The organism is Armatimonadota bacterium (assembly GCA_013359125.1).
In the GTDB taxonomy this organism is placed as follows: Bacteria; Armatimonadota; Fimbriimonadia; order Fimbriimonadales; family GBS-DC; genus JABWCR01.
In genome coordinates, this window is record JABWCR010000007.1 from 47,934 (window position 1) to 68,022 (window position 20,089).

19 protein-coding genes are annotated in these 20,089 nt (G+C 58.8%); 13 read left to right on the top strand and 6 right to left on the bottom strand.

What is annotated here, in order from left to right:
• Positions 1 to 21: 21 nt before the first annotated feature.
• From HUU60_05115 to HUU60_05140, 6 genes are read left to right on the top strand one after another with little or no spacing between them, the layout of a single operon-like run.
• The gene (locus HUU60_05115; GenBank protein ID NUL82091.1) at positions 22 to 723 is read left to right on the top strand and encodes a carboxypeptidase regulatory-like domain-containing protein; all 702 of its coding nucleotides are present in this window, start codon (positions 22 to 24) and stop codon (positions 721 to 723) included.
• Positions 724 to 727: 4 nt separating this feature from the next.
• A complete protein-coding gene (locus HUU60_05120; GenBank protein ID NUL82092.1) occupies positions 728 to 1,798 on the top strand; it encodes a COX15/CtaA family protein in 1,071 nt (356 codons plus the stop codon).
• Entirely contained in the window at positions 1,795 to 2,700 is a 906-nt protein-coding gene (gene cyoE, locus HUU60_05125) for a protoheme IX farnesyltransferase (protein ID NUL82093.1), read from the top strand. Before HUU60_05120 ends, cyoE begins: the two co-directional genes overlap by 4 nt.
• Positions 2,697 to 3,326 (top strand): heme-copper oxidase subunit III, encoded by a 630-nt coding sequence (locus tag HUU60_05130; GenBank protein ID NUL82094.1) that lies wholly within the window; start codon positions 2,697 to 2,699, stop codon positions 3,324 to 3,326. Before cyoE ends, HUU60_05130 begins: the two co-directional genes overlap by 4 nt.
• Positions 3,323 to 3,931: an SCO family protein gene (locus HUU60_05135; GenBank protein ID NUL82095.1), complete on the top strand. Its 609-nt coding sequence runs from the start codon at positions 3,323 to 3,325 to the stop codon at positions 3,929 to 3,931. Before HUU60_05130 ends, HUU60_05135 begins: the two co-directional genes overlap by 4 nt.
• Positions 3,928 to 4,353: a DUF420 domain-containing protein gene (locus tag HUU60_05140; protein NUL82096.1), complete on the top strand. Its 426-nt coding sequence runs from the start codon at positions 3,928 to 3,930 to the stop codon at positions 4,351 to 4,353. The genes HUU60_05135 and HUU60_05140 overlap by 4 nt, the downstream gene beginning before the upstream one ends.
• On the opposite strand, the gene HUU60_05145 is transcribed toward HUU60_05140, so the two are convergent.
• On the bottom strand, positions 4,350 to 5,441 hold the full coding sequence (locus HUU60_05145) for a transporter (protein ID NUL82097.1): 1,092 nt from the start codon (positions 5,439 to 5,441) through the stop codon (positions 4,350 to 4,352). The genes HUU60_05140 and HUU60_05145 overlap by 4 nt on opposite strands.
• A gap of 257 nt (positions 5,442 to 5,698) precedes the next feature.
• Here HUU60_05145 and HUU60_05150 point away from each other — a divergent pair, with 257 nt between their 5' ends.
• Positions 5,699 to 7,990: a c-type cytochrome gene (locus tag HUU60_05150; protein NUL82098.1), complete on the top strand. Its 2,292-nt coding sequence runs from the start codon at positions 5,699 to 5,701 to the stop codon at positions 7,988 to 7,990.
• A 4-nt stretch (positions 7,991 to 7,994) separates the two neighbouring features.
• Here the strand turns inward: HUU60_05150 and HUU60_05155 are convergent, their stop codons facing one another.
• Entirely contained in the window at positions 7,995 to 8,222 is a 228-nt protein-coding gene (locus tag HUU60_05155) for a hypothetical protein (GenBank protein ID NUL82099.1), read from the bottom strand.
• Positions 8,223 to 8,266: 44 nt separating this feature from the next.
• On the opposite strand from HUU60_05155, the gene HUU60_05160 reads away from it, so the two are divergent.
• The 5 genes from HUU60_05160 (at position 8,267) to HUU60_05180 (ending at position 14,623) form a co-directional block, all read left to right on the top strand.
• A complete protein-coding gene (locus tag HUU60_05160) occupies positions 8,267 to 9,619 on the top strand; it encodes a DUF512 domain-containing protein (GenBank protein NUL82100.1) in 1,353 nt (450 codons plus the stop codon).
• 102 nt (positions 9,620 to 9,721) lie between these two features.
• Entirely contained in the window at positions 9,722 to 11,011 is a 1,290-nt protein-coding gene (locus HUU60_05165) for a hypothetical protein (GenBank protein ID NUL82101.1), read from the top strand.
• A 199-nt stretch (positions 11,012 to 11,210) separates the two neighbouring features.
• The gene (locus tag HUU60_05170) at positions 11,211 to 12,680 is read left to right on the top strand and encodes a hypothetical protein (GenBank protein NUL82102.1); all 1,470 of its coding nucleotides are present in this window, start codon (positions 11,211 to 11,213) and stop codon (positions 12,678 to 12,680) included.
• Between the two features lie 563 nt (positions 12,681 to 13,243).
• On the top strand, positions 13,244 to 14,323 hold the full coding sequence (serC, locus tag HUU60_05175) for a 3-phosphoserine/phosphohydroxythreonine transaminase (GenBank protein ID NUL82103.1): 1,080 nt from the start codon (positions 13,244 to 13,246) through the stop codon (positions 14,321 to 14,323).
• Between the two features lie 3 nt (positions 14,324 to 14,326).
• A complete protein-coding gene (locus HUU60_05180; protein NUL82104.1) occupies positions 14,327 to 14,623 on the top strand; it encodes a zinc ribbon domain-containing protein in 297 nt (98 codons plus the stop codon).
• Here the strand turns inward: HUU60_05180 and HUU60_05185 are convergent.
• Positions 14,608 to 15,738 carry a glycosyltransferase gene (locus HUU60_05185; protein ID NUL82105.1) on the bottom strand — a complete coding sequence of 377 codons (1,131 nt, stop codon included), beginning with the start codon at positions 15,736 to 15,738 and terminating at the stop codon, positions 14,608 to 14,610. The two genes, HUU60_05180 and HUU60_05185, sit on opposite strands and share 16 nt — an antisense overlap.
• A 49-nt stretch (positions 15,739 to 15,787) precedes the next feature.
• Between HUU60_05185 and HUU60_05190 the strand changes: the two genes are divergently transcribed.
• Positions 15,788 to 16,687 carry a glycosyltransferase gene (locus HUU60_05190; GenBank protein NUL82106.1) on the top strand — a complete coding sequence of 300 codons (900 nt, stop codon included), beginning with the start codon at positions 15,788 to 15,790 and terminating at the stop codon, positions 16,685 to 16,687.
• On the opposite strand, the gene HUU60_05195 is transcribed toward HUU60_05190, so the two are convergent.
• The 3 genes from HUU60_05195 to gmd are packed head-to-tail and all read right to left on the bottom strand — an operon-like array spanning position 16,608 to position 20,087.
• Positions 16,608 to 17,876, bottom strand: a complete 1,269-nt coding sequence (locus tag HUU60_05195) for a glycosyltransferase (GenBank protein ID NUL82107.1) — start codon at positions 17,874 to 17,876, stop codon at positions 16,608 to 16,610. The two genes, HUU60_05190 and HUU60_05195, sit on opposite strands and share 80 nt — an antisense overlap.
• The gene (locus tag HUU60_05200; GenBank protein NUL82108.1) at positions 17,873 to 19,066 is read right to left on the bottom strand and encodes a glycosyltransferase; all 1,194 of its coding nucleotides are present in this window, start codon (positions 19,064 to 19,066) and stop codon (positions 17,873 to 17,875) included. The genes HUU60_05195 and HUU60_05200 overlap by 4 nt, the downstream gene beginning before the upstream one ends.
• Positions 19,067 to 19,070: 4 nt before the next feature.
• Entirely contained in the window at positions 19,071 to 20,087 is a 1,017-nt protein-coding gene (gene gmd, locus HUU60_05205) for a GDP-mannose 4,6-dehydratase (GenBank protein ID NUL82109.1), read from the bottom strand.
• Between the last annotated feature and the right edge of the window lie 2 nt (positions 20,088 to 20,089).

The window sequence follows — 20,089 nt, forward strand, 5'->3', positions numbered from 1 at the left end:
TCGGGTATCCTTAACCGTAAGATGACCACCAAGATTTGTATTCTCACCCTCTCTCTTACGCTCGTCGCGCATTGCTCTGCTCAGACCGCCACCATCGTTGGCAAAGTGAAACTGAACGGAACTCCTCCCAAACCCAAAGCCTTAAACATGAAAGACGATCCCGGCTGCGTCGCAGCCCATGGCAACAAAACCGTCTACTCCGAAGAAGTCGTCGTTGGCAAGGACGGCGGCCTGCGGTGGTGCTTCGTCTCGATCCGCTCCGGCGTCAAGGGCGCGTACAAGCCGCCAGCAAAGCCGGTCGTGCTCGATCAGATCGGATGCGTCTACAAACCGCACGTCTTCGGCGTCCAAACCGGCCAAACCATCGAAATCCGAAACTCCGATCCCGTTTTGCACAACGTGCACGCCGTTACCAAAATCAACCCGCCTTTCAATATCGGACAGCCGCGAAAAGGCATGAAGAACGTCAAAGTCTTCATGAAGCCCGAACAGATGATCCGCATCAAATGCGACGTGCACCAGTGGATGGTTACCTACTGCGGCGTCGTCGAGCACCCTTTCTTTGACGTATCCAAGGCCGACGGTACCTTCGAGATCAAAAATCTGCCGCCCGGCACCTATACCCTGGGCGTCTGGCACGAGAAATTCGGCTCTAAGACCGAACAAATCACCGTGAAGGCTGGGGAGCGCAAAACAGTGAACTTCGAGTACGATCAGAAATAGCCCAATGGATAATCCGCGCCGCCCGATCGTTTACTGGTTCTCGATAGCGACGGCGCTCAGCGCCTTATTCCTGATCGTAGCCGGAGCGGCTGTAACCAGCACCGGCTCGGGCGACGCTGTGCCCGACTGGCCGACCTCGTTTGGCGGTTGGAATCCCCCCATGCGGGGCGGCGTCTTCTACGAGCACGGACACCGGATGATCGCCATGTTCGTCGGTCTGATGATCCTCGTTCAGTTTGTCCTTATGTTCCTCTTCAAGATGCCGAAGAAGCTGAAAGTCTTGAGCGGCTGGGCGCTCTTTCTGGTCATCGTTCAGGCGATCCTCGGCGGGCTCAGAGTATTGGTCGTCTCGAACGAGGAACTCCAGCAGAGCGCGATGCGCCTCTTTGGCGTCGAGCACATCGATCCCGTCCGCGTGGGAGTGGCCGTTGCTCATGCCTGCCTTGCCCAAATCGTGCTGACCCTGACCTTTGCAATGGCCTTTATCAGCAGTCGATTCTATCAAGAACTTCAGAAGGGCTTCGTGTTCCATGCCAAGGCGGCCTCGCCGGTCAAGCGACCTGGGCTGGGTTTAGGCGGACTGATTTTCGCGGTTATTTTCGTTCAGTTGGTCGTCGGCGCTGTCATGCGGCACATCAATGCGGGCCTGGCCATCCCCGACTTTCCGCTCTCCTTTGGCCAAATAATCCCGCCGTTCGGCAGCCTTCCCAACGATCCGAACGCGCCCATGCCCGTTACAGACAGGGAGCTGGCCTTTCAAGTCGCCGTTCATTTCGCCCATCGTGTCGGCGGCATCTTGATCGCCATTCTTATCTTCATCAACCTTCTCAACGCTTCTAAGACCCGCTCTCAGCCCGGCTTTAGCACGGCGGTTTGGATGACGGGGCTCGTCATCGCACAGATCTGCCTCGGCGCAGCAATCATCTGGACCGAAAAGTCGGTGCACGTTACTGTAACGCACGTGCTGATCGGCGCGACGCTATTGGGCCTGACCGCGCTCTACGTCATCCAACGCCGCAGTCGCACCGAGCCGATGACCACGATCGCAACGACCCAGAAAGAGGCGCTCGCATGAAAGCGACCGCAGTTGCCGATGCGACCGTAAGCCAACGAACCAACCGGCTTCGCCAATACTATCTGCTCAGCAAGCCGCGAGTGACTCTTCTCGTTTGGATCACCACTTGTGCGGGCCTGCTTACAGGCGTCCTGGTCTCCGGCGCGTCCGTCAGCCCTCTGATCGTCTTTCACGCCCTGGTCGGCAGTTGGTTCGTGATAGCCAGCGCAAACGCCCTCAATCAAGCCTTAGAGCATCGAGAAGACGGCCAAATGGCGCGCACCGCCAATCGACCTGTGCCTGCCGGGCGCGTCTCCTACGACGAAGCCGTCGCCGTCGGCGTCGCATGGGGCGTGATCGGCGTTCTGCAGCTCGCCTTTTTCGTCAATCTGCTGACGGCCTTTCTCGGCGCTCTCTCCATTGCGCTCTATGTGGGCGCCTACACGCCTCTCAAGAAAGTTACCCCCCTATGCACGGGCATTGGCGCCATCCCGGGCGCGATACCGCCACTGGCGGGATACACCGCTGCCACGGGCGAAATCACCCCGCTTGCTTTTCTGCTCTTCCTCGTGCAGTTCTTCTGGCAGTTCCCGCACTTTTGGGCCATCGCCTGGCTGAACAGAGAAGATTACGCCAAAGCCGGGTTCCTGATGCTGCCCGTGCGCAACAATCCCGAGCGCTCCACAGGGCTGCTCGCCTTCGTCTATGCGCTGGCGCTAATCCCCGTCGCCGCGATGCCCGCGCTCTATCTGCACCGCCCCGTCCTTTATCTGATCGGCGCAATCCTCCTCAGCGCCTGGTTCGCCGCCAAAGCCTATCGCTTTGCAAAACAGCCCGACCAATCGACCGCAAAGAAGACCCTGTTAGCGAGCGTTGCGTTTCTGCCGGTTTGGCTGATCCTCTTGATTCTGGGGGCGGCATGAGCGCATCCGACGCACAACCCATCGTCCCGCCGCCGTCGAGCGATCTCGCGCGAGACCGCCTGCCCGATAACTGGCCGAACGCCCAGCCCAATCCCGAAGTGACAACTCGCTTGGGCGTCCTGCTGTTCCTCGTCTCCCTAGGCGCTCTTTTTGCAGCGCTGGCCGCCATCTTTCTCTACCGATTGGGCGACCGCCTCGACTATCGCTTCGAGGCGCCCCGCATCCTGTGGGCCAGCACGGCGGCGATCCTGCTCAGCGACATCGCCTACTTTCTGGGCCAGCGCGCCATCCGCCGCGATCTAAAGAATATGTTGCTTCTCTGGGTCGGCGGGGCGCTGGCTTTGGGCATCGCCTTCACCACCATGCAAGCGCTAGCCTGGGTCGAACTGCTCATGCTCGGCATCACCGCACAGTCCAACCCGTTCAGCGGCATGTTCTATCTCTTTACAGCGATTCATGCATTGCACGTTGCGGTCGGCCTTGGACTCTTGGTCGCCGTGCTCTATGGCGCCTATCTTCATCGCTACTCCGCCGCCCGCCGCTCGTTCGTCGATCTCACCGGCCTCTATTGGCGCTTCCTCAACATCGTCTGGCTGGGACTCTTCTACCTCTTGGTGATTTTATGAATATTCGTCTCGCGCTGTGGACGCTCCTGATCTGCGTTTTGGGCGGCGTCTCCGTCGCGTTCTTTCTCAAGAATCGACCGGCGCTCGCCGCCCTGCCTGTGGTCAAATCCGTTCCCGACTTCAGCCTTGCCGGACACGACGGCAACCCCATCGCCCTCAAAGACCTGAAAGGCAAGGTCTGGGCCGCCGACTTCTTCTTCGCTTCGTGCAGCGGCATCTGCCCGACCATGCAGAAGAATCTGACCCAGGCGCACAAAGCCTTCGCCAAAGAGCCGAACTTCCGCATGCTCTCCATCACCGTCGATCCCGAGCGCGACACGGTCGAAATCCTGAGCGAATACAGCAAAAACTGGGACGCCGACGCCAAAGGCTGGCTGTTTGTAACCGGCGACCGCAAAGCGATCTACCAATTGGCGCGGCACGGCTTCCTGCTGACCGCCGAACCCGCGCCCAAAGGCGAGGACGGCGGCCCGGACGACTTCATCCATAGCGAAAAGACCGCGCTGGTCGATAAAAAAGGCCAAATCCGAGGCTACTACGATGCCACCAACCCGGAAGCCGTCAAGCAGATGATCAAAGACGCCCGCGGACTGCTGGCCGAATGAACTGGATCGACCAGCTCCCCACCGTCAACGCCTGCCTCAACTCGACCTCGTTCGTCCTCTTGCTCCTCGGTTACGTCCAAATCCGCAAACGCAATATCAACGCCCATCGCGCCTTCATGGGTTCGGCGTTCGCCGTCTCCTGCCTCTTTCTGGTCAGTTACCTGACCTATCACTTCTACGCTGGCTCTACTCGATTTCCCGACATTTACCCCTGGCGGACGATCTATTTGGTCATTCTGCTGACGCATACGGTGCTAGCCGCCGTGCTGGCTCCAATGGCGCTGATCACTCTCTCTCGCGGATTGTCGAAGCGCTTCGACCAGCACCGCCGGATCGCCCGGATCACGCTCCCTATCTGGCTCTACGTGTCGCTGACCGGCGTGCTGATCTACCTCATGCTCTACCATTGGTTCGCGGCTTAATCCCGCTCCAGCTCCCAGTTCTTGGAGATCGCGAACACGACCCAGCCCGCCGCCACGCCGATTAAGTAGCCGTTGGGAAGCCCGACCGCGCAAAGCCCCGTGATCAGCGTCGTCATCCAACCGCGCGCGTCCAGTCCCGATATGCTGACGCGGCGCATCAGCGCGAGCCCCTCGATGAACAGCAGCACGCCCAAAATCGCCTTGGGGAAGATCATGATCAACGTATGGAACGATTCGCTAAAGAAAAGCCCGGAAATCAGATAAAACAGGCCATAGATGACGACCGAGGCGCCCACCCGCGCGCCGAACGCATAATGCCCGGCCATGCCCCCGCTGCCGTGGCAAACCGGTATGCCGCTCAAAAACGGCGAAACCAGATTCATAAAGGAATAGGTCAGGCCCAGCTTTCTCATGCTGGGCGCCCGCTCGGGAAACAAGTCCTTGGCCAATCGATGCGTGGCCAGCAGGGAATTGGCCAGCGACAACGGCAGCTGCGGCAGCGCCAGCACGACTAAACCGGTCATGATGTCCGACCATTGCGGCACGTGCGTCTGAGGCAGGGCAAAGCCGACGCCCGCCGCCAACTTCGCCCAATCCATGTCGAATATCCCCGAGTAGACCGCGCCTAAGCCCACAACAACCAGAGCCGCCGGTACGCGCCGATTGCCCCACAATCCGAACACGAGCGCAATGGAGACCGCCGCCAGCGCCCATCCCGCAGCGTCCGACGGGGCGATAAACTCCTTGCCCGCCAGCGTCGCCAAGTTCATTCCCAGGCCGAACTGCACGCCGCGAACCACAGGAGTGGGGATCGTCTTGGCCAGCCATCCCAGAGCGCCCGAGGCCGCCAAAACCAAGACCATGATCCCAATCGCCAGGCCGCCGCCGTACAGCGTTTCGGGCGAAAGCTTCTGGGCGATGACGATCGCCGCCATCGCCTTTAACGGCTGCACCGGCATCGGCATGCGGTAAACCAGGCCGGTCATGATCTGCAAAGCGCCAAAGAGGATCAAGACGCTGGCTGCATCTAACTTTGCGGCGATGATCATGGCGGCAATGAGAGGCAGATCCGTGCCCAGATCGCCCACGCTGCCAGCCGCCTCCCTGCGGTTCCATCCCGTCAACGCCATGGATAGGCGGAATTATGGCGCCTGATCCTCAGGTTTAGCATGCGTTCAACATGCGTTCAACATGCGTTCGACATGCGCCGAGATGCAGGATAAACCCAGAAGAGTTCGGCGCTAAACCGACACCAAACCCCGCATTCTTGCTTGTTTCTGGTCACTGACTGGCTTAACCTAATCGGTCTAATGACTTAGCGTATAATATGGCCAAGGAGCCAACGATGAACCCTAGCGAACGAAACCTGTTCCGGGCGACTGTGGCGGCCACCATCGGCACCCTCGCCCTTGCCTTCATATCGGCGCAACCCAAGATCGACAACTCGCCCAAGATAGCCTCCGAAGACCGCGACCCGGCCCTCCTATACTCCGCCTCGTGCTCAACGTGCCACGGCGCGCGGGGCGGCGGAGGCTATTTCAGTTGGGCGATTCCGTATAGATGGGCGCCCGAGATCGCTCACGGTTACTCGACGCCCCAACCCTTGCTGGAACAGCGGTACCGCTTTGCCGTTCGAAACGGCCCATACCGCCACGGAGACGGTTTCACCAACGCAATGCCGGCTTTCGGCAGAGAGGTCATCTCGGATTCGGAGTTGGAAGCCCTCGTCCGTTGGCTCATCTACGCGCCGCCGATCGGCGGAGCGGTTCCCAGCGAGGGTGTACCGCCGCCCCAGCGCCCCAACGGTCGCGAGATCGTGGTGAGCATTCTGGACGAAGCGCCTTGGTTTATGGACGACGGCACGGACGTCCGCGACCCGTTTAACGATCCTCGGCGCGTCGTGCTCTCGCCCGGCGACTATATCAAGGTCGTCAATCGAGGCAAAACCTGGCATACGGTAACCAGCGCGAACGGTTTTACCGATACCGGCTTTATCGGCTATTCGGCCAACATCCCTTGGGAGGAGGTGGGCTATTACTACCTGACGATCCCCGACCTTGTGCCGGGCGCCCAGAAATATTATTGCAAGCTTCATCCTTACATGCAGTTGGAGATAGTAACCCCAGAGGCCGACCCAATGCCCTTAACGCGGGCGAGTAAAGTTCCCCTCGGATTGCCTCCTCGAGGCGGAATGGGTGAAGTTTGGGTCGGCCTACAAACCTACGACAACGGCGCCGGGCCCAACGGCGCGATCCAGATCATTAACGCCGCCGATTGGAGTTCGACTTTGATCCCGGGCGTAGGGAACAACCCGCACAATGGCTGGGGCGGCACGGCGGTCGATTGGTACGGCAACCGGCGACGAGTGTCCGTTTGGGCCAATTGGCACGACATTACGGCATCGGTCATCGACATTGACACCAAGGAACATTTGGGCGACTTTCCGGTCGGCGCCGCCAGCGCGCACGTGATGACCGCGCCCGGCGTCGTCGATCCCATAACGGGCGCGGATCGATGGTTTATCACCCTGATGGGCAGCAACAAGGTGCAGGAGGCGCTGCCGTTGATGGATCTGGTGTCCGGGATGCCGAACCTGCCGCCGATCTCTCAGGCCAGCGGCCTTCTGGGACAGCCCGCCTTCTCGCCCCACGGTATCTGGTTCTTGGACAACGGGCGATACTTTATCACGGCCAACACGCTGGCCAACACAGCATCGCTCTATTCCACCGATAAGGCTTGGTCGGACGAACAGGGCCGAGCGGGCGTCGGCATGGAGCTGGCGCAGGCGTCCACCGGCGGTCGGACGCCTCTGGCCGCTTCGGTCTTTAACAGCGGCAAGCGCGGCGACCGGCGGTACACGGTCTATACCAACAACGCGGGCACGGACGACATCAGCGTCTATCGGGTCGACACAACGCCCGGCTTCGAGAGCATCGTTCGGGTCAACGTGCCGCCGCCGCTGGGCAACGCGGCGGGCAACATCGCGCTGAGCGACCCCATGATGGAACCGATGCGCTGGGCGCACATGCCGATCCAATGCGCCGTCAGCCCGCCGGACGCCAGCGCGCACGGACGCTACATGGTGGTCTGTAACAAGGCGAGCTTCAACGTTACGATCATCGCGCTGGGCGACAATGGGATGCCCGAGGCGATCTATACGTTTCCGTGCGGGCTGGGCTCGCACGGCGTGTCGTTCGGTCGCAGCAACCCGGTTACGGGCGGAAAGGGCTACTACGCCTATGTTACCAACACCTTTGAGAACTATATCAGCGTCTATGATTTGGAGCTGCTGGAGCGTCTGCGCAAGTTGGAAAGGCGCGGCATGGCGCCGGCGGAGTTTTTGCCGGGCGGGGCGCAAGAGCGGGCGATGGTTCGCGGCCATGCGGCCATGATGCTGACCGGCGAGATGGAGGCCGAAGTTCCCATTACGCTGTTCAGTCCCGACGCGCGGGGTTTGGTGCATGTAGGCGACATTCCGTTGGCCGTGGCGCCGGGAGACGCGCGCACAAGCTATCTCAAAGAGCACGTCATGATCGACGTTCCGGGCTTTCATCACACCGTGCTAGATTTGGACTTGAAGACTCAGAGCGGCGCGATGGGCGTGTTCTGCTGGCCGTTGCCTTCGCCTTGGCGGTAGGCCTCTAAGGGTTGCTGGCGTTCTTATCCATCAGATGCAACAGCAGTTGGCCCAGGATGAAGAGCGCGGCAGAGCAGAAGAGCCCCTTGGCGAGGAAGTAGGTCGCAAAGCCGCCGTCCATAATGGCCTTTAGTCTAAACACACTTTCTTCCGGCGTACTGCCGGCGTAGACGCATAGAGCCAGCACGGCCAAAGCCACTAAGGGATTGATGTACCGCAGATAGGTCCTCATGCCGCCATTATGGCCTGCGTCCCCCCGTGCCATAATGGGCGGCGATGGGCGAGGCGACAACGCGCAAGTATGACGGCCTGAGAGTTGGCGGCACAGAGCCCGGCAGCCCCGCGCATCGCGCCGGACTATTGCCAGGAGACCGGATAGTCAGTGTTAACGGCCAGACTGTGCGCGATCTGATCGACTTTCGTTTCCAGACCGCCGAGCAACGTTCGACACTGACCGTCCAGCGCAACGACGAAACGCTGGCCCTTCAGATCCGTCGCCAAGAGAACGAAGAGATCGGCCTCTCGTTCGAGTTCGAGCTGGCGGACGAGATTCACACGTGCAACAACAAGTGCGTTTTTTGCTTCATCCACCAGATGCCCAAGGGCATGCGCCGTTCGCTCTATTTGATGGACGACGATTATCGTCTCAGCTTTCTGCACGGCCACTATGTTACGCTGACCAACATGAGCGAGGAGGAGTTCGATCGTTTGATCGAGCAACGCCTCTCGCCCATCTATGTCTCTGTCCATGCGACCGATGCTTCGATGCGGGCGGTGATGCTAGGGCGGGCGGGCGCGGACCCGATATTGCCGAGATTGCGCGCGCTGGCGGAAGGCGGCGTGGACGCGCATTGTCAGATCGTGCTTTGCCCCGGAATGAACGACGGGGCCGTGCTCGACCGAACTTTGAGCGACTTGGCCGCTCTGCATCCCGAATCGACCGGCTTGGCTTGTGGCGCGCTGTCGGTCGCCATTGTGCCCGTGGGACTGACAAAGTTTCGCCAGCGCCTGTATCCGGTTACGCCGGTTACCCCCGAGTATGCCTCGGCGTTTCTGGACGAGTTGGAGCCCTATTGGAAACAGTTTCGAAAGCAGTTGGGCTGTCGCTTCGCCTATCCTGCGGACGAGTGGTTCTATTACGCCGCTCGTTCGATCCCTGGTCGCGCTTTTTATGACGATTTTCCCCAATTGGAGGATGGCGTCGGCACGACGCGCCTGTTTTTGGACGAACTGGCTTCGCTCAAGAAACGCCTTCCGACTTCTATCGATTCCCCGTTTCATGCCGCTCTTGTTACCTCCACGCTCGCCGCGTCGCCCGTCCGCCAATTGGCCGACGCGCTCAACCAAGTCAAGGGCATCGATTTGGACGTGCTGGTCGTGCCCAATCGTTTTTTTGGGGGCAACGTCTGCATCGCCGGATTGATAACCGGTCAAGACATTGCCGCCGCTTCCAATGGGTTGGACGCGAAGAGGCCGCTCGTCATCCCATCGATCTGCCTGCGGGACGAGAATCTTTTTTTGGACGACTGGGATCTAGCGCAATTGGAGAAGGAGACGGGCAGAAGGGCGATGGTTTCAGAGCCTAGCCCTAAGGGCTTATGGTCGACAATCCTGAAAAGCGAGTTATAATCAATGCAGGGCGTTTAGGTTGACGTTGTCGAGCGTTAGCTCGTTCAACCATTTGATCGTCCTATCGGAAGTTAGACTTTACTGAGGAGGCAGGAAGTCGTGATGCGCATTGCAAGATGCTGTATTGTGGCGACGACGATGCTCGCAGCCGTTGTCGCGGTCGCTCAGGGGAGTTGCTTTGACCCTCCCAGGCCGCCCGTGATCAAGGCCGACGTGTTCGTAAGAAGTATCATCCTAACCGCCGACCAGGACGACGGGCTTGACGGCAATGCGGAGCTCTATTTGACCGTGAATGTGAACGCGGGCAAGTGCGGACAAAGAACGAAGTCGTATGAGATCGATTATGACTGGGACACTGATCACGCGAGAGGGATATTCGACACGATTTGGTCTCACTTGGAGTGCACGCCTCGGCGCGAAATCACTGTCGGCACGGCGCTGATCGAGGTCGATTCGGACCTTTCGACCAATATTATGAGCGGTTTGGCCGGAGCGGCCGCAGGGTTGGCGGTTGGCGCTATTGGCGGGCCGGTGGGCGCGATCGGCGGCGCTGCGGCCGGATTTGTGGTCGGGCTTGTGCTATCGTTGAATGGCAACGACGACCTTGGGGTTGGTTCGGGCGTTGTGCCGGAAAACGGATTGATGAGGATTCAATCGCGCGGTCCAGACGGTGGCGCGGATATCTTTATCGATGGGGCGACGACCGATCAGGCGGGCTCTAACTGTCACACTTCTCCACCGGCGCCGCCGCGAAACCCTCCGAACGTCCGCACGCAACAGGTGTACAATCCTCTGCAAGAATCGTTGCCTTTGGTGCCGATGATCGTTTCTGAATCGGGCAATCCCGGAAATTTGGACGACGACGAGATCGCCGGTATACGGAAGACTTTGGAACGAAGCGTTCTTGGGCTTGCTGCTCTAGGCGCGGCAACGGAGATCGAACAAGCTTACGGCTTTTTGGGCGTCAACGAGGCCATCGCTTTGTACCACCAGGCTCGAGCCGCCGATCAGCTCGGCGATTCGGCGGAGGCTCTGCAGAAGTATCGAGAAGCGTTCTTCGCGGCGGCGACGGCCAACGACAACTACGTGAAGGTGAGAGGCCTGATGCGGCTGCCGTTCCACATCGTTTTGTCTACCGACTGCATGCAGACGAAGGCGCATCGCAAGCCAAGGTTTGTGATTTTTGCGCCTGGCGGCAGGCTGAAAGAGCGCCTCTCGTTTCACGGTTTGCCTCCGGAGATGGCTCTTAAACTGCAGCCGCTGGGCGATGGCGCCTATGAACTAGACGTTAGCATAGGAAGCGCTGCGCCCGGACGCTATTTGTTGCACATCGATGCGCACAACGGCCTGGAGGGCGCCCAGGCGGTCGTCGAGATCGTCGTCAACGGCTAGTCTATTGCGATGAGATGGGCGCGAGCGGCACGCTCGCGCCCATCGATTTGCTTGCGCGATCAAAATCTCTTTCTAGACGATAGGGCGATCGTGCTGGAGAACTTTGGCGCGGGGTGCTAATAGCGCCGTTACCAGTCTTTCGACCTTCATGCTACATCGCCTCTGAGGTGGGCATACCCCTTCTTAGAGGTGATAACGCATGACACATTTAACAAGATTCATCGGACTGACGGCGGCCCTCTTGACGGCCGCTAGCGCAATCGCGCAGACGACTTGCTATGATCCGCCCAGCCCGCCCGTCATCAAAGCAGAGGTAACCGTCAAGAAACTGACCCTTACCAGCGACCAAGATGACGGATTTGACGGCAACGCAGAACTTGTCTTGACCGTGAACGTGAACGCTGGGGATTGCGGTCAAACGACCAAGAACTACGAGAAGGACGATTTGAACTGGGATGTAACCTCGGTCTGGAACATCAATGACTTGATCTGGTCGCATCTCGAGTGCACGCCTAGGCGGTCTATGTCGGTAGGGACGGCACTGATCGAAGTCGATTCAGATCTATCGACCAACGTGATGAGCGGTCTGGCCGGCGCCGCAGCTGGATTGGCGGTCGGCGCCTATGGCGGACTGGTCGGCGCGATCGGCGGCGCCGCCGCCGGATTTGTGGTCGGCTTTGTCCTTTCTCTCAACGGCAACGACGACTTGGGCGTTGGGTCGGCCTCGCTGCCAGAGAACGGCACCGTTACGGTGCCTTCGCGCGGCGCAGACGGCGGCGCGGACATCGAAATCGAAGCCAAGACCACGCCGCAGGCAGGCAACGAGTGCAACCCGCCCCCGCCGCCTCCGCCCGTCGAGACGCCCAGCGGCCGAACGCAACAGTCCTACAATCCGCTGCAAGAGGCGCTGCCTTGGGTCGATTCGGTCGCTCCAGAGCCGGGCAATCCTGGTCAATTGGAGCCGCACGAGATCGAAGGCATCCAGCGCTCTTTGCGCACCGCCGTGCTGGGAATGGGCGCTTTGGCCGCAGCGGCCGAGATCGAGCAAGCGCAGCGCATGTTCGGCGTTAATCAGGCCATTGCTCGGTATAACCAGGCCAGGATGATGGAGCAGAACGGCGATTCGCACGGCGCGCTTCAAATGTATCGCGAGGCGTTCTTTGCTGCGGCGACGGCCAACTTCAACAACGTGCCCGGCGGGCTGATGCGGCTGCCGTTCCATTTGGTGATGTCGAATACCCGAATGGACACGGTTGTAGGCCGTTCGCCCAAGTTCTTGATGTTCGCGCCTGGCGCGATTCAGAACGTGCAGTTCATGGTGCACGGATTGCCGCCGGAGATGACGCTGAACGTTCAGCCCTTGGGCCACAACGTTTACATGCTCCATCTGGACGCAAGCGCGGCGCTGCCCGGACACTATCTGATGCATGTGATGGCGAACGACGGCATTCGCGATGCGCAAGCGATGGTCGAGATCGTTGTGAACGAGCCGCCTCAGCGGCGCGTGCCCGGCGATGTCAACGGCGACGGTTGCGTAGACGATACCGACCTGGCCATGCTGTTGCAGGCGTTCGGAAACGCTGGCGGACCCGAAGACGTGAACCAGGACGGCGTCGTGGACGATACCGACCTGGCCATCGTGCTGGAGAACTTCGGCACGGGCTGCTAGTAGACGCAATTCCTCCGCCAAGGGCCTTGGCCGGCTCTTGGCGGATTCTTGTCTTCCTCCATTCTCCTCTAGTTCTCCGGTAGCCGTGTACGAACATTGCGGCGCGGGCTTGCTCCAAAACCGCCCGTTTGTATCCGTTGATCGCTTTCAGGCGCGATTTTGCATTCTTTTCGGCTTGGATTCGGGTCTTCTTCGCGTAGCGCGCCATAAGGTCGCTGAGGGCGGCTTGCCGAGCGAACTGTCCCCTGCCGACATAGATGGAGCGCACTTTGTTGCCCACCCGCACCTTTCGATAGTAGTACCGCCCGTTGCCTCTCGTTTCCCAAGCCATGATCGCCTTCTCCATTCCGTTGGCGATGGGAAAGCATCGCGTCAACCCTTGTTGTCTGGGGGCTGTTCTTACCTAAACTTGTGCTACATTTTTTGCCGAGGCCGCTTTTTCGGCTTTATCGGCCGCGAGCGCCCGTCCAAACGGCCTTTGTGATTTTTGTAGCACAATTTTGAGTACGGAGCGATCCTGAATCTTGCAGGACGGGCGGGCGCCGGCATCGAACTGATAGAGCATGAGCGAGCGAGTTTGGAACTTTTCTGCCGGGCCAGGCACATTGCCGTTGAGCGTGCTTAAGCAGGCTCAAGAGGAACTTTTGTGCCTGCCGGGCGCGGGCGCATCGGTGTTGGAGATCAGCCACCGTTCCAAGGCTTTTGACGCTGTTCTTGAAGAAACTCAGGCCAATCTTCGAGGCTTGTTGGAGATACCGGACGGCTATCGCATCCTGTTCTTACAGGGCGGCGCATCGATGCAGTTCTCGATGATCCCCATGAACTTTTTGCAGGGCGGGATCGCCGACTACATTGTAACCGGTTCGTGGGGGCAGAAGGCCGTGCCGGAGGCCAGGCGCGAGGGCCTTGTGAACGTCGCATGGGACGGCAAGGCGACCAACTACGACTGCGTGCCCAACAACAGCGATTTGAGCCTGACTCCCGGCGCGCGGTATCTACACTTTACGTCGAACGAGACGATACAAGGCGTTGAGTTCAACTTTGAGCCCGAGACGACCGCGCCTCTTGTCTGCGACATGTCTTCCAACTTCTTGTCTCGGCCGGTCGATGTTTCCAAATACGCTTTGATCTATGCCGGGGCGCAGAAGAACGCCGGGCCCGCAGGCGCAACGATCGTTATTATTCGCGACGATCTGCTAAAGTCTGTCAAGGAAAACTTGCACACAATGTTGGACTATCGCGTTCAGGCCGAGAACAACTCGGTTTACAATACGCCGCCCGTCTTTACGATCTACATGATCATGCTGGTTACCCGCTGGCTGACGACAGAGATTGGCGGGCTGCAACGCATGGCCGAAATCAATCAGGCCAAGGCGCAGATTTTGTACGATGCGATCGGCAAGAGCGACGGATTCTATCGAGGTCACGCTCAGTTGGATTGTCGATCGCGCATGAACGTTACTTGGCGTTTGCCGAGCGAGGAGTTGGAGGCCGAGTTCATCTCAGCGGCGAAGCAGGAAGGTCTGGTGGAATTGAAGGGGCATCGGTCGGTCGGGGGCATTCGGGCTTCGATCTATAACGCGATGCCGATGGAAGGGGCGGTGGCTCTAAGGGACTTTATGGAGGCGTTTCGCAACCGTTAGGCGATGCCCATTTATGAGTATCGGTGCGGCGGATGCGGGCGGCGGTTCGCCCGGCTGGTCGGCGTTTTGGCAGCGGACGACCCTGAGGAGTGCCCAAGTTGTGGTTCCGCCGATGTCAAAAGGCTGATTTCGCGCTTTGTCCGCGGTCGCACCGAGGATCAACGAATCGACGAGCTCTCCGACCGGTTGGAATCGATGGAGAATCCCGACGATCCGCGCCAAGTGGAAGCGTTTATGCGCGAGGCGGCTTCGGCGATGGACGAAGACCCCAACGAGATCGAGCCTTATTTGGACGATTGAGCGACGCTGGCGAAGAGCTCCTCGTATCGTTTGACCATAACGCCGGAACTGTAGTTTTCGACTGCCCGTTCTCTGGCTTTTGCGCCCATTGCAGCGCGCTTGTTAGGATTGTTGAGCAATTCTAGGAGGCGTTCGGTCAAAGCTTCTGCGTCTTGGCTGGGCACGACATAGCCTGTTTCGCCGTCTACCACCAGATCGCGCACGCCGCCGATGTCGGTTCCGATACCGGGCGTGCCGCATGCGTTGGCTTCTAAGAAGGTTAGCGGAAAGGCCTCGGTGTGGATCGAGGTCAGCATCTCGACATCGCACATTTGATGCCAAACGGCTGGGTCGTCGACCGCGCCGGGAAAGACGAAATGTTCTTCGATTCCTCGGCTTCTTACGTCGCTCTGCAACATTTCTTGCTCTGGGCCGTCGCCGACGATCGCAAAATGACAGGGCGTGCCGTTCTTGATGACCCGATGAGCGACCTCGATGAAGAGCGGGATGTTTTTGTACGGCTTTAGATAGGCGATGACGCCGACCATGGGTCGATCGTCCGGCAATCCGTGCTGTTTGCGCAGTTCGGCCTTGTTTGCCGGGGGATGAAACCGCTCGATATCGATGCCGTTGGGTATGGTTACGAATCGGTCGGGCGATGCGCCGATCAGCCGCTCCCAATGCTTTTGGTGCGCGGGGGCCAGGGCGACGATCTTGTCCGCTGTCTTGGCCGCCAGACCCAAGCTGAGACGCGCCGCGCGTCCCAGAGATGCAGGGCTCATATGAAATCCGAGCACATATCCCTTCGCCATTCCCAATCGGCGCATGGCGCTGCACCAGAACGACGAGATGTTGTTATCGGTGGTGAAGAGCACATCGGGAGGGCTCTGTTTGGCCAATCTTCGCAGCTTAAACGGGAGTTTCAGGCTCTTGCGCGATTGGGCGAGGTTGCTAAAAGTCGGTACGCCCAGTTCGGCCAACTGCCGCCCGATGTCGCCTCTTTCGTAGAGCAGAACCTGCACGCATTCGAAGCGTTGAGGGTCCATCTCCGTGATGAGGCGGTAGATGACTCGTTCTGCGCCGCCTTTTCCGGGAAGGGCCGTGGAGACAAACCAGATTCGTATTCTCTCGTCCATGAGCAACCGCTTCCCTATTATTCCACACCAACGGTATACTCGGCCAGGCATGGCTCGAATTAGCGTCCTGATCCCCAGTTACAATCATGCGCGATTTATCGACGAAGCGCTTCGGTCGGTCGAGGCGCAGACTTTTTCAGACCTTGAGATCGTCGTGTTGGATGACGGGAGCACGGATGAAACGCCTAAAGTATTGGAGGCATGGCAAGACAGGGCGCAGATCGAGTTTCAGGAGAACGCGGGCACGTATCCGACCCTGAATCGGCTGATCGACCGAGCAAGCGGGGAGCTGATCGCGATCTTGAACTCGGACGATCTGTGGGCGCCAAGGAAACTGGAGATGCAGATTGCCATGATGGACGCGATGCCGAGCGTGGGCTTGGTGCATACGGACGGGCGTTTTATCGATGGGGAAGGGCGGATCGTGGAGGGACGCCCTTTGGGCTTTGATTGGCCCAGGTTCAAGTCTGGGAACATTGTTACAGAGTTGGTGAGGAGCAACCGGATCATCGCTTCTTCGGTTTTGGTTAGGCGCGAGTGTTTTGAATCGTGCGGACGGTTTGACGAAAGATTTTTCGGTTCGGGCGATTGGGATATGTGGCTGAGGATCGCGATGAAGTACGACATCGGCTTTGTAGACGAGCCTTTGACGTTCTATCGGGTGCATGGCGAGAACGCGTCACGCTCGTTTCGGCGAGTTTACGAGGATGACCGGTTGTTGCGTCGTGAGAAGGTCCATGTTTGGGAAAGGGATCTGCTGGATCGGGCGCCAGACAGGAGGGCAATGGAAAGCGCGTTGGCGTTCAGTTATGCGTGCTTGGGGGAGGTTGAACAGAAGTTGGGCGACTTTCGGGCGGCTCGGGCTGCGCTTAGGCAGTCTCTGCGTCGGGATCCGAAGCGTCTGAAGACATGGGCGCGGTTGTTGCTGAGCTACCTAAGGTTTGGTTGAGAAACGACTCGTAGGCTTGTGAGACGGCTTCCGGCGAGTAGTTCTTTAGGATGAATCGGCGTCCGGCGCTCGACATTTCGTTCCATCTTTCGGGCGAGGAGAGGCATTGGACGATGCCTTCTGCGAATCTTTGCGGATCGTCCGAAATGACAATCCCATCGTTTTCGAGGCCTTGGGCGCCGACCGTGGTAGAAACGCAAGGCATGCCTAGGCTCAGCATATCGAGAATCTTGATGCGTATGCCGCCGCCAATGAGAAGCGGCACGGCGACGACGCGACAATGTATGAGTTTGGCATTCAAATCTTCTATAAATCCGTGAACATGAATGTCGTCGCCGTTGTGCAGGTTTCTGATCGAATCGGGAGGGTCCATACCGATGATGTGCCATTTTGCCTCTGGGAGTTGCTTGCGCACTAACGGCCAAACATGCTCGTGCATCCAAAGCGTACCGTGCTCGCGGGCGGGCGATGAGAGCGCGCCAAGGGTGGCGACTTCTGGCCGGGCCTGGTCGAACGACGTAATGGGTTGGTCGCTCAGTTCGGTCGGACGCTGGAAGACATAGATCGGTGGTTTGACGCCGTCATCTTGGAAGATCTGTTTGTCTCGGTCAGAGAGCGCAACGATCAGGTCGGCCTTGTTGAGCGCGGCGTTCTCGAATTGGCGCAGTTTTGCCGCTTCGCGGCGGTGCAGCGCTCGGAGCAGCGGATTCTTGGCGTTCTTTTCGTATCGGGCGAAGATCTCCCACTCGACGTTTTGCTCGGTTACGATGATTTGGGCGCCGCTCTGTCGGGCGGTATCGATAAAGGCAGTGGAGGATAGATGCTCAAAATGGACGATATCGTACTTTTCAGCAGCTATGTATCGGCTAATGAGTTCTTGCATGGTTGGTATAGCGAATTTTTGGACGCGAAACGGCACGGCTCCCAAGAAGGAGCGAGCGTAGAGCGCAAGTTGTTGCGCTTTGTTCTTGCCAAACTTGGTAGCTGAGGGCACAAAGTCCATTTTGCGGCAGATGTTAGCCAGATGCCCCTTCATCAATGGTACGGCCGTCTCGTCGGTCTGTTCGTAATAGGAGAGCAGATCGACTGTAGCAAAGCGCGCATAGACCTCGATCTCGTCGCGAGTAAGACGCTGGCCGCCAGAGACTGCCGGATAGGGACTGAGAGCGGCAATGAAGAGGACTTTCATGCCATCCGCTCCTGGATGAAACTCCTAAACTCGGCCTGTGCGGACTCTGGCGAAAAGTTGGCGCGGACAAACTCCCGGCCGGCTTCTGATTTCTCTCGCCAATGCCGTTCGTCCGTCATCAATAGGACGATCTCTTCTGCAAATGCCTTGGGATCGTCAACAATAGCGATCGCGTCGTTCTCTAGCCCTGTTGCGCCCAATGTAGTTGAAACGCAGGGCAAACCTATACTCATCATGTCCAGTAGTTTGATGCGAATTCCGCCGCCGATAGTCAAAGGCACGGCACATACCCTGCATTTTGCAAGGAACGAATCGAGGTCATCGACGAAGCCCTCCACAAAGCAGCGTTCGCCATCGTGCAGTCGCTGCACCTCTTCGGGAGGGTCGGCGCCCGCTATGTGCCAACGAACTTCGGGGTGCGTGCTTTTCAGCAACGGCCACACATTCTCGGCAAACCACAAGGTCGCGGATAAGTTGGGCATCCACGTCAGCATACCCAGCGTTACGACCCTCGGTTCTGCAGTACCAAAACTGACGAGAGGTTGTTCGGGCACGGGCGTCGGTTTTTTGAATACCATCATTGGAGGCCGGACGCCGTTAGATGCCAAGATGCTTGCGTCTCGAGGCGAGATCGCTATAGCGCCGTTCATAAGGTTCAACCGCTCGATCTCGTATCGCTTGACCTTGGCCGCTTCGCGCTTGAAGAGTAACTTCGCCAAGGGGTTGGTCGCGTTTTCCGCATATTTTTCGAATATCTCCCACTCCACGTCGAAATCGGAGCCGATTTTGACCTTTGCCTTGACACAATCGAACAGCCCCATCGTCGAAAGGTGGTCAAAGTGCGCCAGATCGTACGGTTCGAGCGAGCGCAATCGCTCTACCATGGTCGGTTGACGAAATTTGTGATAGAGGAACGGCTTGGCGCTTAGTTGCGAACGCAGCATGGTCAGCATCTGGCTCTTGCGATGTTTGCCGAACTTTAGCCTCATGGGCACGCTGATGATCGATCGACAAACGTCGCCGAGCCCTTCCCGAAGCAATCGAGGAACTTCCGGTTCGGTTTCGTCATAGTAGGCGATCAGGTCGACCTCGGCAAAGCTGGCGTAGGCGCGCAGTTGATCGTAGGCGAACCGTTGTCCGCCCGACACCGGCGGGTAGGGATTGAGGGCGCTGACGAACAAGACCCGCATCGGGTCAGGCGCTCTTGGGTATGGTAAAGGCCGGTCGGTAGGTCGGGCTTTCGCCTTTGTTCTCTCGCTCGACGCGCTCTAAATCGGCGTCCATCATGATGTTGACCAGGTCTTCGAACTTGTGCGCCGGTCGCCAACCCAGTTCTTTCTCGGCTTTTGCGGGATCGCCCACCAACAGATCGACCTCGGCCGGGCGATAGAACTCGGGCGCTTGGACGACAAAGTCGTTGTAATCGAGACCAGCGCGCGCAAAGGCAATCTCTACGAATTCGCGCACGGTGTGCGTCTCGCCGGTTGCAATCACGTAATCCTCGGGCTTGCTGTTTTGTAGCATCAGCCACATTGCCATTACATAGTCCGGCGCGTAGCCCCAGTCGCGCTTGGCCTCCAGATTGCCCAATCGAAGCTCATGCGCCAAGCCGTGCTTGATTCGCGCTGCGCCGTAGGTGATCTTACGGGTTACAAACTCTAAGCCCCGGCGAGGGCTTTCGTGATTGAACAGCAGGCCGGACACCGCGAAGAGATCGTAGCTTTCGCGATAGTTGACCGTGATCCAGTGGCCGTAGAGTTTTGCCACGCCGTAGGGCGATCGCGGATAGTAGGGGGTCGCCTCGGTTTGGGGCACTTCGCGCACTTTGCCGAACATCTCGGAAGAGGAGGCCTGATAGAATTTCATCTTGGGGTTGACCAGTCGAACGGCGTCCAGAAGTCGGGTAACGCCCAGCGCGGTGTATTCGCCGGTCAGGGCAGGCTGTTCGAACGAGGTTGGCACGAAGCTCTGCGCGGCCAGGTTATAGACTTCGTCGGGCTGGTGCTTCTCTAAGACGCTGATCAGGCTCACTTGGTCCAACAGATCGCCCTGAACCATGGTCAACCGATCCTGGATGTGACGGATGCGCTCGAAGTTGGTCGTGCTCGAGCGACGCGCCATGCCGATCACGTCGTACCCTTTGGACAGCAGCAGTTCGGCCAGATACGATCCGTCCTGCCCTGTTATTCCCGTTACTAGCGCCTTTGCCATAT

Bases quoted from the DNA above. Each gene is read 5' to 3' on its own strand.
- HUU60_05115 (NUL82091.1), top strand. From the start codon at position 22: ATGACCACCAAGATTTGTATTCTCACCCTCTCTCTTACGCTCGTCGCG.
- HUU60_05120 (NUL82092.1), top strand. From the start codon at position 728: ATGGATAATCCGCGCCGCCCGATCGTTTACTGGTTCTCGATAGCGACG.
- cyoE (NUL82093.1), top strand. From the start codon at position 1,795: ATGAAAGCGACCGCAGTTGCCGATGCGACCGTAAGCCAACGAACCAAC.
- HUU60_05130 (NUL82094.1), top strand. From the start codon at position 2,697: ATGAGCGCATCCGACGCACAACCCATCGTCCCGCCGCCGTCGAGCGAT.
- HUU60_05135 (NUL82095.1), top strand. From the start codon at position 3,323: ATGAATATTCGTCTCGCGCTGTGGACGCTCCTGATCTGCGTTTTGGGC.
- HUU60_05140 (NUL82096.1), top strand. From the start codon at position 3,928: ATGAACTGGATCGACCAGCTCCCCACCGTCAACGCCTGCCTCAACTCG.
- HUU60_05150 (NUL82098.1), top strand. From the start codon at position 5,699: ATGAACCCTAGCGAACGAAACCTGTTCCGGGCGACTGTGGCGGCCACC.
- HUU60_05155 (NUL82099.1), bottom strand. From the start codon at position 8,222: ATGAGGACCTATCTGCGGTACATCAATCCCTTAGTGGCTTTGGCCGTG.
- HUU60_05160 (NUL82100.1), top strand. From the start codon at position 8,267: ATGGGCGAGGCGACAACGCGCAAGTATGACGGCCTGAGAGTTGGCGGC.
- HUU60_05165 (NUL82101.1), top strand. From the start codon at position 9,722: ATGCGCATTGCAAGATGCTGTATTGTGGCGACGACGATGCTCGCAGCC.
- HUU60_05170 (NUL82102.1), top strand. From the start codon at position 11,211: ATGACACATTTAACAAGATTCATCGGACTGACGGCGGCCCTCTTGACG.
- serC (NUL82103.1), top strand. From the start codon at position 13,244: ATGAGCGAGCGAGTTTGGAACTTTTCTGCCGGGCCAGGCACATTGCCG.
- HUU60_05180 (NUL82104.1), top strand. From the start codon at position 14,327: ATGCCCATTTATGAGTATCGGTGCGGCGGATGCGGGCGGCGGTTCGCC.
- HUU60_05185 (NUL82105.1), bottom strand. From the start codon at position 15,738: ATGGACGAGAGAATACGAATCTGGTTTGTCTCCACGGCCCTTCCCGGA.
- HUU60_05190 (NUL82106.1), top strand. From the start codon at position 15,788: ATGGCTCGAATTAGCGTCCTGATCCCCAGTTACAATCATGCGCGATTT.
- HUU60_05195 (NUL82107.1), bottom strand. From the start codon at position 17,876: ATGAAAGTCCTCTTCATTGCCGCTCTCAGTCCCTATCCGGCAGTCTCT.
- HUU60_05200 (NUL82108.1), bottom strand. From the start codon at position 19,066: ATGCGGGTCTTGTTCGTCAGCGCCCTCAATCCCTACCCGCCGGTGTCG.
- gmd (NUL82109.1), bottom strand. From the start codon at position 20,087: ATGGCAAAGGCGCTAGTAACGGGAATAACAGGGCAGGACGGATCGTAT.